The sequence below is a fragment of the Hymenobacter persicinus genome (genome assembly GCF_004167665.1).
GTDB lineage: Bacteria > Bacteroidota > Bacteroidia > Cytophagales > Hymenobacteraceae > Hymenobacter > Hymenobacter persicinus.
The window spans coordinates 67,197-79,976 of the sequence record NZ_SEWE01000014.1; the positions used below are offsets into that span (position 1 = coordinate 67,197).

A 12,780-nucleotide genomic window follows, 5' to 3' on the forward strand; every position below is an offset into this window, starting at 1 on the left:
GCCGCGGTGGAACTGTTGACCGAATAGTTGAGTTTCGCTACTTTCGTTTTTGTCGCTGCCCTGAATACTGCCTGACCCAATCCCCACAATACCCCCGTTGCGCATGGATCCGACCCGTAACCCCGCCGACGATACCGATTTTGACTTCGACGCCTGGGTGCGTTGGCAGAATCTGAAGCAAGCCTGGCAGCACGCCACTGCCGCCCGCCCCGCCCCGCGCCCGGTGGTAGTTCCCGAGCCCCGGCCCGAGCCCGAAATCGTCTATCTGCTGCCGGTGCCCAACTAGGCAGCCGGCCCGCCGGCCTACTATAAAACGTGGTGGCGGAGCGTGCTTGCTCCATTCGGCGGGCTTGAGGTAGCTGGGCGGCCGCGCGGCCGCGTATCTTCGTGCTTTAGCTTTCTTACTTTCTAAAGTGCGCGGTTCCTCTCACTTGGCCATTGGCCTGATTACCGGCGTGGCCGTCGGCGGCCTGGTGGCCGGCATTCCGTTTTCGGCGGCCGGCATTGCCCTGGCGGGCTTTTCGGCCCTGGCCCCCGACCTCGACCATCCCAACTCCCGGCTCAGCAAGCGTCTGGGCTTCACCCAGCAGTACGTGCGCTGGGCCTTCGTGCTGGCTGGCCTGGGCTTGGCCGGCTACACCCACACCATGCTGCCCCCCGGCCCCGACCAGCGCATGGGCTTCACGGCGGCCCTGGCTTTCGGACTGCTGGGTATGGCCATGCAGGGCGGCTCCACCCGCAAGCTGGCCCTGGTCTTTACCGGGGCCGCGTCTGTGCTGGCCGGGCTGTACTTCGGATTTCTGTGGCTGAGTCTGCTGGGCATCTTTATCTGCGTGGCGCCCTTCACCACCCACCGCTCCTGGACCCACACCATCTGGGCCACCATCCTGTGGACCTACATCGGCTACCTGGCCAACCAGAACCTGGGCTGGCACGGCATTGCCCAGTACGCCGGCGCGGGTTACGCCAGCCACCTCGTGGCCGACTCGCTCACCAAGTCCGGGGTGCGCTGGTTTTTGCCTTTGTCGGAGTACTCGTTTAAGCTCCCGCTCATCTCCACCGGGTCGGCGGCGGGCAACGTGCTGGAAATCGGGATTTGCCTCGGCTACGGCCTGCTGGTGCTGGGGCTCGTTATTGGCAGAATGCAGTTCTAGCCGCACTCCACCAGCCTTGCCAACGGCCGGCGCTGGGGATTTAATGCGGCTTTAATGTTCAGCTAGGGCCGGCTCGCCCGAACCCCGTACTGGCGTAGTGCAACCAGAAAAAAATTAGACTGTCCTTGACGGAAGTAGCGGCTTAAAATCAGCCGTAGGGGTTCGCCGGGGCCTGATTTGACCGGGACATAGGATTAAAGCGCGAAATCCGAAAACTTGCACTGCCATTGTTAAGCTGTTAGCTTAGCGCCCTACTGGATAATTAGCAGGTCGGTACTGTTTGATTTATCCATTATTTTGAATATATTTTATTTACTATTGTGACGATAAGCCATAGCTTCGGGGAGGGAAGAAAATTGCCGGTTTAACCGGCTGCCGGTGCTTTAATTCATTTGTTACTCATGGTCAGGTTCCTGTTTGGGGCCTGAATGTCAGCCTGCACCTCTTTCGTGGTCTTATATTCTATCACATAGATATGTGGTAGGCGGGGCCAAACCCGCGTAAGCTTTCAGAAAGTGGCACTTTGTATCTTTGACCAGCCCGGTGGCTACCGGGCAATCCGCTCCCGCTACGCTTGCACACCTTTTTTGCGCTCACGAACCAGTTTTTTGTATGAACCAGATGAATAGCCCCCTGATTAGGATCGGCGTCTTCTACGACGGCAATTATTTCCTGAAAATCAGTGATTACTACTACTTCCAGCACGAGCGGAAAGCCCGTATCAGCATGGAAGGCCTGCACGAGTACATCCGCCATCAGGTGGCGGAGGAAGAGGACGTGGACGTGCGCCTGAGCCAGATCATCGACGCGCACTTCTTTCGCGGCCGCCTCTCGGCCACGGAGGCCCGCGACAAGGACCGCCTGTTTCACGACCGGCTCCTCGACGATATTCTGATGAACATGAGCATCACCACCCATTACATGCCCCTGAAGACCCGCGACGGGCGCCTGCAGGAAAAGGGCGTGGACGTGTGGCTGGCGCTCGAAGCCCTCGAATTGGCCCTGCACAAGAGCTTCGACGTGATTGTGCTCATCGCCGGCGACTCCGACTACGTACCCCTGATCAAGAAGCTCAACACCATCGGCACCCGCGTGATGCTGCTGAACTGGGACTTCAAGTACGTGGACTTCAAGGGCGAAAACCGCGTGACCCGCGCTTCCCAGCAGTTGCTCGAGCACTCCACCTACCCCGTGGCCATGCACGACGTGATTGACAACGGCCTGGCCAGCGGCGACGAGCTCATCGAGGGCCTGTTCGTGAATACGCCCGAGCCCGCCTCGTACCCGAGCGTGAAGCCCGTGCGCCCCACCGGCCCCACGGCCGCCGGCCCGGTTGGCACCGTTGGCATCAGCACCATCAAGAACCTGAAGAACGGCTTCGGCTTCGTGGTCATGCCGCCCAACAACCTGTTCTTCAGCTATGCCGACATGGCCGAGGGCGACTTCAACGACCTGCGCGAAGGCGACTGGGTGGAATTCACGGTGGGCCGCAACCACCGCGACGAGGACTGCGCCCGCAACGTGCGCAAGGCCCAAGCCCCCATTGAGAGTGACGACTACGAAGAAGAATCGGAGGAACGGGAGCACGAATCGGCGGGCTCTCCCGAGCGGCTGTAAGCAGCTCTTTTAACTACGTTTAGGATACCAGGCCCCTATAAGAAGCCGCCGGCTGCTGACCCCCACGGGAAAGCGTCCGGCGGCATTTTGCTGGGCGTAACTTTCGCCGCTTACTCCCCGCCGTCGGCGTCGGGAAACAGCAGGCGGTGGAAGTCGCGCTTGTCGGCCGGGTAGCGGTTGAACGTGCCCAGGCCCCGGGCCACGACCAGCTCGCGGGCGGGGCAACTGATGTGGGCGCTGGCCACCACCAGAGTTTTGCCGGTGTGCTCCACGTGGGCGCGGGCCACGAGCTGATCGTGCAGGCGCACGGGGTGCAGGTAGTTAATTTTGAACTCGACGGTGGAAACCAGCTCCCCGGCCGTGAAAGCCAACGACAGCGCCGCCGCGCCCAGGGCCGAGTCCATGAGGCCGGCCAGCACGCCGCCGTGACAGGTGCCGGGAGAAGACAGGTGCTCGTTGCGCACGGTCATCGTGTACTCGACCTGGCCGGGGGCCGTCACGGTCAGAGCCATGCCATTGGTCTGGCCGTATTGGTTGATCTGGTTGTAGATGGCCACGAGGGTGGCAACATCGGGAAGCTGCTCCATGAAAAGACGGGACTGGATATTGGCCGAAAAGTTAGGTTTCTTTACCCAATAAGCCCGCTGCCCGCCATGCTCCGCCCCCTGACCTTCGCCGAATTCTACCCCAGCTACCTGCGCGACCACCAGCGGCGCGGCACCCGGGTGCTGCACTTCATCGGGACTACGCTGTTTTTGCTGGCCGCCGCCGGGGCCGTGGTGCAGTTGCGGCCGACTTTGCTGCTGGCGGGCATTGTGGCGGCCTACGGGTTTGCCTGGATTGGGCACTTCTTCGTGGAGCACAACCGGCCCGCCACGTTCCAGCACCCCTGGTTTTCGCTGCGCGGCGACTTCAAGCTCTACTTCGAGTTGCTGCGGGGGCGGGAGAAGTTTTAGAGCGCCTTGCGCATCAGAAAGTGCGGGATGGTGCCGAACAGCGTGTGCGACGGGGCCACCACGGCGTAGCCAAGCCGCGCGTAAAACGGCACGGCGGCCTGGCGGGCGTGCAGCACGCACTCGGTGTAGCCATGCTGTCGGGCCTGAGCTTCGAGGTATTCGAGCAGTTGGCGGCCTACCCCGTGGCCCTGCCAGGCCGGGGCCACGGCCATGTAGCGCACCTGGGCCTGGCCCGACTCGGGCGTCGGGCTGAGGCGGGCCACGCCGGCCGCGCTGCCGTCGGGGGCCGTGAGCATGGCGTGCAGGGTGGTGGGGGCCGGGTCGTCGTCGGCGCGCTCCGAGCCTTCGGGCTGGCCCCAGGGCTGGCGCAGCACCTCGTAGCGCAGGCGGTAGTAGGCGGCAAACTCGGCGGGGGTGCGGGGCGTGGTCAGCGGGAGAAGCGGCATGGCAGGTGGCGGGGGAAAGCTCAAAGGTAAACGACCAGTTTCGGGCCGGCCGATTGGGAGAATAGGTAAACTCCTACCTTTGGCCCGTCCGGCCCCAACCGCAGCCGCGGCCGGGCGTATGAGTCCTTTTCAACCCCATCCCACAGCAATATGGCATCCTTCGACATCGTGAGCAAAGTAGACCCGCAGACCCTGGAAAACGCGGTGAATACGGCCATCAAAGAACTGCAGACCCGCTACGACCTGCGCGACACCAAGGGGGGCATTGAGTTGAACAAGAAAGAAAATACCATCCTGCTCTCGTCGGAAAATTCGATGCGGGTGAAGGCGCTGGAAGACATTCTGCTCGGCCGCATCGTCAAGCAGGGCATCGACGGCACGGCCCTCGACTTCTCGGCCGAGGAGCAGGCCAGCGGGCAGCTCATCAAGAAAACCGTGAAAGTGCGCGCCGGCGTCGACAAGGAAGCGGGCCGCAAAATCAGCAAGGCCATCAAGGACGCCAAGGTGAAGGTGGAAGTGCAGATGCAGGACGACCAGATGCGGGTGACCTCCAAGAAAATCGACGACCTGCAGGCCGCCATTGCCGTGCTACGCCGCACCGACATCGGTCAGCCCCTGCAGTTTGTGAACATGAAGTCGTAGCAGGTGCAGGGGTGGAAGTGTGCAGCGGCGCGCCTGCGCCCGGTTCACCTGCACACCTGATGCCTCCCGCTACAAGTTCACCTTTCACAATTTCACCACTCCCTCTGTGTTCGACATTTCTGCTTTTTCCAGCCCCCAAACGTGGATCAGTCTGCTTACGCTGACGTTCATGGAAATCGTGCTGGGCATCGACAACATCATCTTTATTTCCATCGTCGTCAACCGCCTGCCGCCGGCCCTGCAAAAGCGCGGGCGCACCATCGGGCTGCTGCTGGCCTTGGTGTGCCGCATCGGGCTGCTGCTGAGCATCACCTGGATTGTGGGCCTGAAAACCCCGCTCTTTACCCTGGATCTGCCGTTTTTGGAGCCTCACTTCGCCGTGTCGGGCCGGGATTTGATCCTGCTGGCGGGCGGCCTGTTCCTGCTGGCCAAGAGTACGACCGAGATTCACACCAAGCTCCAAGGCGAGGAAGAGGAAGCCACCGTGGGCAAGCACGACAGCATGCTGCGGGTGATTATCCAGATTGTCATCATCGACATCGTCTTCTCCTTCGACTCGATTCTGACGGCCGTGGGCCTGGTCGACAATGTGCTGGTGATGATTGTGGCCGTGGTGCTGGCCATGGGCGTGATGCTGGCCTTCTCGGGCTACATTGCTGACTTCGTCAACAACAACCCGACCATCAAGATGCTGGCCCTGTCCTTCCTGATTATGATTGGGGTGCTGCTGGTGGCCGAGGCCCTGCACCAGGAGATTCCGAAAGGCTACGTGTACTTCTCGATGTTCTTCTCCCTGGCCGTGGAAACGCTCAACATGCGCCTGCGCAAGAAATCCACGCCCGTGCACCTGCGCGAGTCGCAGTACGACTAAGCCGCGGGTAGTTTGCCGCAGCCAAATCAAGGCCTCATCTGCTTGCCAGGTGGGGCCTTTATTTTTGCTGGGCCGTGACGCAGCACTAGTGGAAGAGGAGCATAAACAGGCAGATCGGAAACAAAAATGCCACGCAGATAGCCGCACTCACGCGGTTACGGTCGGAAGTTTTCGTCAGCGCACCTATTGAGGCAAGGCCGGCCAGCAGCAGGGGTATGAACAGAAATGAGGAATAGATGGTAGCGGGTTCAAACAGGCTTGGCGCGAGTAGATTGGTAGGGTTAGACACGCTGCGGACAATGCCAAAAAACGGAGTGCGCCGCAGCAGTAGGCCCTTGCCAACGAAAAGCGAGTCGCCAAACTGGTTTAAGTAGCGAAACGTGGTGTGCTCCGTTTCCACGTCGTGCCAGGCAAAGTCACGGCTATTGCTAGGCTGGGTGGTCGTGTACCCATCCAACTGCCGAATATGGTCTGTAATGGAAGTAGTGAAACTTACATCCAGCAGTAATAGGGCGCAAAAGACCACAACGAACTGGCACAGCCGCCGAGCGTAAGGGCTGTAGCGGGTGTATTCCTCGGCGTAGCGCTCCTGGGTGGTAGTCCTCACAAACGGCCGGGCTGCGGCAGTGCGCCCCGGATGGCGGGTGGCTCCCTCTGACGTTGGCGCCGGAGTCCCAGGTGTTGGAGGCCGCGAGGCGGGCGGGTTACGCTGCACCCACAGCAACGCGTCGTAGCCGGCCCGGCGGCGGGTGTCGCTGAGCACTTCGTAGGCCTGGTTCACGGCCAGGTAGCGCACGTGGGCCGCCGGGTCGGGAGTCCGGTCGGGGTGGGTGAGCAGCACCAGCCGCCGGTAGGCCCGGCGAATATCGTCGGGCGTGGCCTGCTCGGGCAGCTCCAGGGTTTGGTAGTGGGTGGCCATGACCCGGGCTATTCTTCGGCCGTGGCGGCCGCCACGGCCGCCACCTGGTCCTGCACGCGCTGGGTGGCCAGCTCCAGCAGGCGGCGGTTGACTTCCCCGCGGTGCCGGCGGTAGAAGCTGGTTTCGGGGCCGGTGAACAATCCGGTCATCAGCCCGATGATGGTGTAGCGCAGTTTCACGTTGCGGGTCAGCAGCTCGGCCGCCAGGCGCTGCTGCTCGGTGGCGCTGGCCTGGGCAAACGGAACGTGGTGCTCGCGCAGAAAGTCGGCCACGGTGAACAGCAGCAGCGGGTTTTGCAGCTTGAGCACGGGGCGCAGGGTGCGGTGCAGAAAGTCGCCGACGGTGGCCTCGGGGGCGGCGGGCAGCTCGGCGGCTACCGCGGGGCGCAGGGCCAGCCGGGCCGTATCGTGGGAGTCGGAAAAGAAGGGGGGAAGCATGCCGGGAGCGGGAAAGTATAGGTGAGCTGAAGAAACAAAAAATGCCCGTCCGGCGCGGGGCCAAACGGGTTTTTTTGTTGCCGGCCGGCAACCGGGCGCTAACCGCGGCTAGTGCTTGATAACCACCTGCCGGGTCGAAACGGTGCGGCCCTGGGTGGTTTGCAGATGGTAGATACCCTCGGGCAGGGCGCTGGTGTTGAGCTTGAGCTGGCCCTGCGTCGTAACGCTCGAAAGCTTGAGCGTGCCCTGGGCATCGTAGAGTCGTACGGCGGCACCGGTAGTTTTGGCATCGGCGAGGCCAGTCGAGAGCGGGTCGGCTTTTTCCCCCGTGCTGACCTGCAAGTAAGTGTCGGCCGGGTTGGGGAAGGCCGTTACGGCGGCCCGCATGATTTCACTCTGGTTGCCGCAGGCCCGGGCTTCCGCCAGCTGGTTGCTGCTGTCCGTGACGCGCACCGTCACGCAGGCCGAGCCGGCATTGGCCCAGTCAATAGGTACGCCACTGACGGAAAAATAGGAGTTGGCGCCCGTGTTGGTCAGGGAAGCCATGTTGTTAGGGTATTCCACAACCCAGGAATACTGGTAGGGGCCGATGCCGCCCGTCGCCGAGGCCCAGCAGTCGATGCGGGCCACGTCGTCGAGCTGGGGCACGGTGCTGATGCTGATGCTGGCCGCCAGGGGCGCGGGCAGCTGGCTCTGAATCCAGGAAGCGTAGTTCTTGATGCGGGTGCCGATGCTCGGGTACTGGTCGCGGGGGTCCCGGCTCCAGCTCGAGCAGCCGGCCAGCACGGGCACGTTGTTGTTGTAGATAACCATCGGACCGCCGCCGTCGAGGTTGCCGGCGCCTTTGCCCGGCTCATACACGGCAATCATGTTGGCCGACACCTGCGGCACGGTCGGGCCGGGCACGGGCACGTTGCCCTGGTTGAGCAGGTTGGCGTTGGCGTTGGAGATAACCGGGATGCTCACTTTGTTGAGCTGGGTGGTCACCGCGTACGAGCCGTCGACGGTGGCGCCCCAGCCCGTGAGCACCGTCGCCACGCCGGCGTTCATCAGGTTGTCGGGCAGGGTGGCCGGCGAGGCGTACTTGATGGCCTGCACGTCATTGTTGAAAACCAGCGGCGTGCTTAATTGCAGCAAAGCCAGGTCGTTTTCGTAGGTGCCAGCCGCGGGGTTGAAGCCGGGGTGGCGGATAATCTGAGCGACCTGAATCAGCTGCCCGCCGGTGGCCTGGTTGGTGGCGCCGGCCCGGATGAAGAGGTTAGAGGCCGATTGACCAATAATGGCGGTGGCCGAGGTCAGGATCCAGCGGGGCTCGATGATGGAGCCGCCCCCGATGTGGTCGGAGCCCGAGTTAGTAGCCAGATTGGTTTTCACCGATACCTGCCAGGGCGCCTGACTGATGGGAATGGCCTGGCCGCCGATAATGAGGGTCTTGTTGGCTTCCCCTTCGGACGCCGGCCCGATGACACTCTGGGCGAAGGTCTGAAAAGTGGTGAGGCAGCAGAGCGTGAGTAAGGATAATAATTTCATGGGGAGGGTGGTAGAAGATGGATGATGCGCAAAAACAGGTGTTCGGGGTAGGTTTTGGCCCACCGGACCGTTGGCAAGGGCCGACTTCGGGCCTCACCGAAAAGCCAGCCGCCCGCAGCGGTTTGTCTTCGGTGAGGCCGTCCAAAGTCTGCCGCTATTACCGCGACTCCATCGTGGTCAGGAACAGCGGATTGCTGCCGTAGTAGGAGTAGATGTAGTATCTCCAGTTGGCATCCTGAATGTTGATAGCCTGCTCCCCGACGTAGTCATCGTCTTCCCAATGCGAGAAGTCGATGGTCGTGGAGCCCCCGAACTTGATACCGCCTTTCGTGTAGCTGGCATCCAGGGTCAGCTTGATGGTAGGTCCGCCGTCTTCCTCTATCCACCGCATGGTGTAGAAGTCCGAGAAATTGGTGTTCCAGCGGAAGAGCAGCATGTTCGGGTCGAAGCCGTAGTCGAACGTGCTCCGCGACCCCGTGAAGAGGATGCCGTCCATGATCTTGTAGGGCACTACTACCGGGGAGCTGGTCGAGAAGCTGTTGTTGTAGGAGCTGGCCGCGTACAGGCGAAACTCGGGTTGGCCGCGGATGGCCGGTTCGTATTCACCCAAACGGTCACACTTGATGCCGCGCAGGTACTCCTCGCGTCCACCGCCCCGGGCACTGGTTTGCATCAGCGCCTCTTGCTGCTGCTTGAGCCGCTGTTTGTAGAGAGGCGTAAACTCCTGCCGGACGGCCCCCGACTCGTCCAGCCGCTCGCCCAGGCTAACCACGACGAAAGGCGTCGAAGGCTGCTCTTCCAGCCTCATTTCCTGGTTGACAAACGACTCCTGCAGCGGCTTGAGGTCTGCCGTGAACTCCGCCGTATGGCCCAGGCCGTCGTAGGTGGGCACTGTCTTCAGCTCGGAGTCCGGCACGCCGACGGGAATGTAGGTTGCCTGAAGCACCGGCATCGAATTCCAGTTCTCAATGAACACCGGAATGGCTACGATGATGCGGTTGGCCTGCTCCTGGGAGAGGCCGGCCGCCAGCGGATCGGTCTGGAAGCCCTCGTTGTGCAGCAGGTCGCCGAACGATTGGCCGCCCACGTCGGCGCGCAGCAGGGTCTGGTAGGCCACGTCGTAGTCGCCGTCGAACTGCTGGCTGGCCAGCTGCTCGAGTACCTGCTTGGCCTTGGGGTTGGTGTTGATGATGCGGGCAATGGTAGCCGCCATGGAGGCGAAGTAGGAGTTGGCCGCGTCGGTGGTGCCGGCCACTAGTTGACCTGCATTGGCACCGATGGTGGCCGCGTTGCGGGGGGCAACGTCCTGGTCGAGCTTTTCGCAGCTGCTCAAACTCAGCGAGGCCAAACCCAGGGCCAGCGCCGACCGGGTCAGATACTTGATGTTTCCTGCTTGTGACATGTTCCGAGAAGGATGATTTAGATGGAAATAAAGAAGACGCGGCTCCGGGACAGGGCCCATTTCCAGAAGCCGACGGCAAGCTAGAGCGCCGGTTACGGCCCTGATAATTTTTTACACCAACTGGCTTATTCGCGGGACAAGTGCCCCCTTTTTGCCCACTTTCCGCTCCCAGGGTAGTCAGGTAAGGGGTGCCCACGGCCGGGCTGGGCCAGGCCGCCGCCGCTTGGGCAACTGCGGGTAAAGCCGTAGCTTTAAGCGTTCAAGCTTTTGTTATTCTTTTCCCCTCTCGTTGGCCATTTGATGAAAAAATTACTCTTGATGCCCGCCCTGCTGCTGGCTACGCTGCGGCCTGGGATGGCGCAATCGTTCGTGAAAGTGCCCGGCCCCGTGCCTTCCACCGTCTGCTATGCCGACACCGAGGACAAGCACACCCGCCTGGAGCTGCCCGCCGCTTATCTGCAGCAGCAGCGCACCGGCCAGCGCCGCAGCACGGCCGCCAACATTGAAGTGACCTACACCGGCTTCACGCCCCAGGCCCAGGCCGCGTTTCAGCACGCCGTCGACATCTGGGAGTCTTTGCTCGTTTCGCCGGTCACGATTCACGTGCAGGCCACCTGGCGGCCCCTGGGCACGGGCGTGCTCGGCTCGGCCGGCGCCACGGCCTACTACACCGACCCCAGCGGCGGCATCCGCAGCGGCTCGTCCTACCCCGTTGCCCTGGCCGAGAAGATTGCCGGCCGCGACCTGAATTCGCCGGCGCAGTCGGACATCGACGCCAGCTTCAGCAGCACCTTCAACTGGTACTACGGCCTCGACGGCGCAGTGCCGGCCGGTAAGTACGACCTCGTGTCGGTGGTACTGCACGAGCTGGGCCACGGCCTGGGCTGCATTGCCAGCACCGGCTACAGCGGCGGCCAGGGCAGCTACAGCACCCCGGCTTCCATCTACGCCACCTACATGGAAAACCTGGCGGGGCAGGCGCTGACCAACAACCCGCAGTTTGCCAACGGCTCCACGGCTCTGGGCACCGAGTACCGCAGCGGCAACGTGTATTTCAACTCCAACCTGGCCAAGGCCGTGAACGGGGGCGTGCGGCCCCGCCTCTACGCCCCGGCTACCTACTCGGCCGGCTCGAGCATTTCCCACCTGAACGAGGCTACGTACCCGGCAGGCAACATCAACTCGTTGATGACGCCCAACATCGGTGCGGCCGAAGCCATGCACAACCCCGGCCCGCTGATGCTGGCCATGTTCAACGAAATGGGCTGGTTCAATACCGCCATTCGCCACACCAAGCTGCCCGACTCCGAAACGTCGCAGAACTTCACCGTCAGCGCCACGCTCGTTTCCGACGGCACCATCACGCCCGGCTCGGTGAAGCTCAACTACAGCATCGACAACGGCCCGCTGACCACCCTGGTGATGACCAACACGGCCGGCGCCACCTACCAGGCCGTGATTCCGGCCCCCGGCCTCAACCACACGGTGAGCTACACCATTCAGGCTTCCGACAACGAAACGGCCCGCATCTACACGGCGCCGGCGGCCACCCAGCCCATCCTGAACACGACGCCCCGCTTCTCCTTCGTCGTCGGGCCCGACGTGACGGCCCCGGTGATAAAGCACCGCCCGCTGACCTACCTGTTTGCCTCACAGCTGCCCTACCAGTTCCAGACCCAGGCCACCGATAACGTGGCCGTGAACACCGTGACGGTGGAATACGCCGTGAACGGCGTGGCCCGCCCGGCCCTGACCCTGAGCTACCAGGCCGCTACCAACAACTTTGTGGGCTCCCTCGGCACCGGCGGCGGCCCTATCGTGGCCGGCGACGTGCTGACCTACCGCATCGTGGCCCGCGACGGCGCCGCGACGGTAAACCAGGCCCAGACGCCGACTTACACCGTGAACATCGTGGACTTCAAGGCGGCCCAGAACACGTACGCCAACAACTTCAACACGACCTCGGCCGTGGACTTCGTGGGCGAAGGTTTCAGCATTGCCCAGCCCACGGGCTTCACCAACGCCGCCATCCACTCCGACCACCAGTACTACGACGACTCCACGCTGGTGTACCAGATGCTGGTGCCCATCCGCATTGCCGCCCAGCCCCAGATTCTGTCGTTTGACGAAATTGCCATCGTGGAGCCCGGCGAAACGGGTAGCGTGTTTGGCACGGAAGCATTCTACGACTACGTGGTGGTGGAAGGCAGCAAGGACAACGGCGCCACCTGGACGCCGGTGGCTGACGGCTACGACGCCCGCCTGCGCACGAGCTGGCTGGCGGCCTGGAACAGCGGCACCAGTGGCCAGAACTCGACCGGTGTCGGTACGCCCGCCATGTTTACGGCGCACACCTTCAACCTGGGCAGCAAGTTTGCCTCCGGCGACGTGGTGCGCCTGCGCTTCCGCCTCTTCGGCGACCCCGGCGCCCACGGCTGGGGCTGGGCCATCGACAACCTGAACGTGCTGCAGGTAACCGGCACGGCCTCGGAGCTGAAAGCCGCCGGGGGCCTGAGCGTGTATCCGAACCCCAGCGCCGGCCAGTTCCGGGTGCGGGCTTCGTTCAGCAAGCCCACGGCCGGCGTAGAGCTGCTCGTGCGCAACAGCCTGGGCCAGATTGTGCACCGCCAGGCCGTAACGGCCGCCGCTGGTCAGCTCGACCTGCCCGTGGATCTGAGCAAGCTCGCAGGCGGCCTCTACCAGGTGAGCCTGGGCCAGCCTGGCGACGCGGTAACGACCAAGGTGCTGGTGCAGAAGTAACCACTGCCCACCCCACGCAAAAAAGCGGCGCTTCCGAACGGAGGCG

At 62.8% G+C, this 12,780-nt stretch carries 13 protein-coding genes; 7 read left to right on the forward strand and 6 right to left on the reverse strand.

Translation table 11 applies throughout. The features are described 5' to 3' along the window. The first annotated feature begins 103 nt into the window (after positions 1–103). The 3 genes from EWM57_RS08815 (at position 104) to EWM57_RS08825 (ending at position 2,771) form a co-directional block, all read left to right on the forward strand. Positions 104–286: a hypothetical protein gene (locus EWM57_RS08815; RefSeq protein WP_129920774.1), complete on the forward strand. Its 183-nt coding sequence runs from the start codon at positions 104–106 to the stop codon at positions 284–286. 127 nt (positions 287–413) lie between these two features. Further along, complete coding sequence (locus EWM57_RS08820; RefSeq protein ID WP_165370459.1) at positions 414–1,154, forward strand: metal-dependent hydrolase; 741 nt, start codon at positions 414–416, stop codon at positions 1,152–1,154. A 612-nt stretch (positions 1,155–1,766) separates the two neighbouring features. Next, the gene (locus tag EWM57_RS08825; protein ID WP_129920776.1) at positions 1,767–2,771 is read left to right on the forward strand and encodes an NYN domain-containing protein; all 1,005 of its coding nucleotides are present in this window, start codon (positions 1,767–1,769) and stop codon (positions 2,769–2,771) included. Positions 2,772–2,881: 110 nt separating this feature from the next. Here EWM57_RS08825 and EWM57_RS08830 read toward each other — a convergent pair whose 3' ends face one another. After that, on the reverse strand, positions 2,882–3,358 hold the full coding sequence (locus EWM57_RS08830) for a PaaI family thioesterase (protein ID WP_129920777.1): 477 nt from the start codon (positions 3,356–3,358) through the stop codon (positions 2,882–2,884). Between the two features lie 66 nt (positions 3,359–3,424). On the opposite strand from EWM57_RS08830, the gene EWM57_RS08835 reads away from it, so the two are divergent. After that, entirely contained in the window at positions 3,425–3,727 is a 303-nt protein-coding gene (locus EWM57_RS08835; RefSeq protein WP_129920778.1) for a DUF962 domain-containing protein, read from the forward strand. Here the strand turns inward: EWM57_RS08835 and EWM57_RS08840 are convergent. After that, a complete protein-coding gene (locus EWM57_RS08840; protein ID WP_129920779.1) occupies positions 3,724–4,173 on the reverse strand; it encodes a GNAT family N-acetyltransferase in 450 nt (149 codons plus the stop codon). The two genes, EWM57_RS08835 and EWM57_RS08840, sit on opposite strands and share 4 nt — an antisense overlap. A 150-nt stretch (positions 4,174–4,323) precedes the next feature. Here EWM57_RS08840 and EWM57_RS08845 point away from each other — a divergent pair, with 150 nt between their 5' ends. Together EWM57_RS08845 and EWM57_RS08850 are read left to right on the forward strand one after the other, a co-directional pair. Then, positions 4,324–4,815: a YajQ family cyclic di-GMP-binding protein gene (locus EWM57_RS08845; protein WP_129920780.1), complete on the forward strand. Its 492-nt coding sequence runs from the start codon at positions 4,324–4,326 to the stop codon at positions 4,813–4,815. 106 nt (positions 4,816–4,921) lie between these two features. Beyond that, on the forward strand, positions 4,922–5,686 hold the full coding sequence (locus EWM57_RS08850) for a TerC family protein (protein WP_242510025.1): 765 nt from the start codon (positions 4,922–4,924) through the stop codon (positions 5,684–5,686). Positions 5,687–5,771: 85 nt separating this feature from the next. Here the strand turns inward: EWM57_RS08850 and EWM57_RS08855 are convergent, their stop codons facing one another. The 4 genes from EWM57_RS08855 to EWM57_RS08870 all read right to left on the reverse strand — a co-directional run bounded on the left by EWM57_RS08855 (position 5,772) and on the right by EWM57_RS08870 (position 9,974). Then, positions 5,772–6,605 (reverse strand): J domain-containing protein, encoded by an 834-nt coding sequence (locus tag EWM57_RS08855; protein WP_129920781.1) that lies wholly within the window; start codon positions 6,603–6,605, stop codon positions 5,772–5,774. An 8-nt stretch (positions 6,606–6,613) separates the two neighbouring features. Further along, positions 6,614–7,042: a hypothetical protein gene (locus EWM57_RS08860; RefSeq protein ID WP_129920782.1), complete on the reverse strand. Its 429-nt coding sequence runs from the start codon at positions 7,040–7,042 to the stop codon at positions 6,614–6,616. Positions 7,043–7,150: 108 nt separating this feature from the next. Continuing rightward, positions 7,151–8,572 carry a trypsin-like serine protease gene (locus EWM57_RS08865; protein WP_129920783.1) on the reverse strand — a complete coding sequence of 474 codons (1,422 nt, stop codon included), beginning with the start codon at positions 8,570–8,572 and terminating at the stop codon, positions 7,151–7,153. Between the two features lie 157 nt (positions 8,573–8,729). Then, positions 8,730–9,974 (reverse strand): hypothetical protein, encoded by a 1,245-nt coding sequence (locus EWM57_RS08870; protein ID WP_129920784.1) that lies wholly within the window; start codon positions 9,972–9,974, stop codon positions 8,730–8,732. A 300-nt stretch (positions 9,975–10,274) separates the two neighbouring features. Here EWM57_RS08870 and EWM57_RS08875 point away from each other — a divergent pair, with 300 nt between their 5' ends. Further along, complete coding sequence (locus EWM57_RS08875) at positions 10,275–12,734, forward strand: T9SS type A sorting domain-containing protein (protein WP_129920785.1); 2,460 nt, start codon at positions 10,275–10,277, stop codon at positions 12,732–12,734. Positions 12,735–12,780 lie beyond the last annotated feature (46 nt).

Excerpts from the sequence above, each read along its gene's own strand:
- EWM57_RS08865 (WP_129920783.1), bottom strand. The coding sequence starts at position 8,572 with ATGAAATTATTATCCTTACTCACGCTCTGCTGCCTCACCACTTTTCAG.
- EWM57_RS08845 (WP_129920780.1), top strand. The coding sequence starts at position 4,324 with ATGGCATCCTTCGACATCGTGAGCAAAGTAGACCCGCAGACCCTGGAA.
- EWM57_RS08855 (WP_129920781.1), bottom strand. The coding sequence starts at position 6,605 with ATGGCCACCCACTACCAAACCCTGGAGCTGCCCGAGCAGGCCACGCCC.
- EWM57_RS08840 (WP_129920779.1), bottom strand. The coding sequence starts at position 4,173 with ATGCCGCTTCTCCCGCTGACCACGCCCCGCACCCCCGCCGAGTTTGCC.
- EWM57_RS08875 (WP_129920785.1), top strand. The coding sequence starts at position 10,275 with ATGAAAAAATTACTCTTGATGCCCGCCCTGCTGCTGGCTACGCTGCGG.
- EWM57_RS08815 (WP_129920774.1), top strand. The coding sequence starts at position 104 with ATGGATCCGACCCGTAACCCCGCCGACGATACCGATTTTGACTTCGAC.
- EWM57_RS08870 (WP_129920784.1), bottom strand. The coding sequence starts at position 9,974 with ATGTCACAAGCAGGAAACATCAAGTATCTGACCCGGTCGGCGCTGGCC.
- EWM57_RS08835 (WP_129920778.1), top strand. The coding sequence starts at position 3,425 with ATGCTCCGCCCCCTGACCTTCGCCGAATTCTACCCCAGCTACCTGCGC.
- EWM57_RS08825 (WP_129920776.1), top strand. The coding sequence starts at position 1,767 with ATGAACCAGATGAATAGCCCCCTGATTAGGATCGGCGTCTTCTACGAC.
- EWM57_RS08860 (WP_129920782.1), bottom strand. The coding sequence starts at position 7,042 with ATGCTTCCCCCCTTCTTTTCCGACTCCCACGATACGGCCCGGCTGGCC.
- EWM57_RS08830 (WP_129920777.1), bottom strand. The coding sequence starts at position 3,358 with ATGGAGCAGCTTCCCGATGTTGCCACCCTCGTGGCCATCTACAACCAG.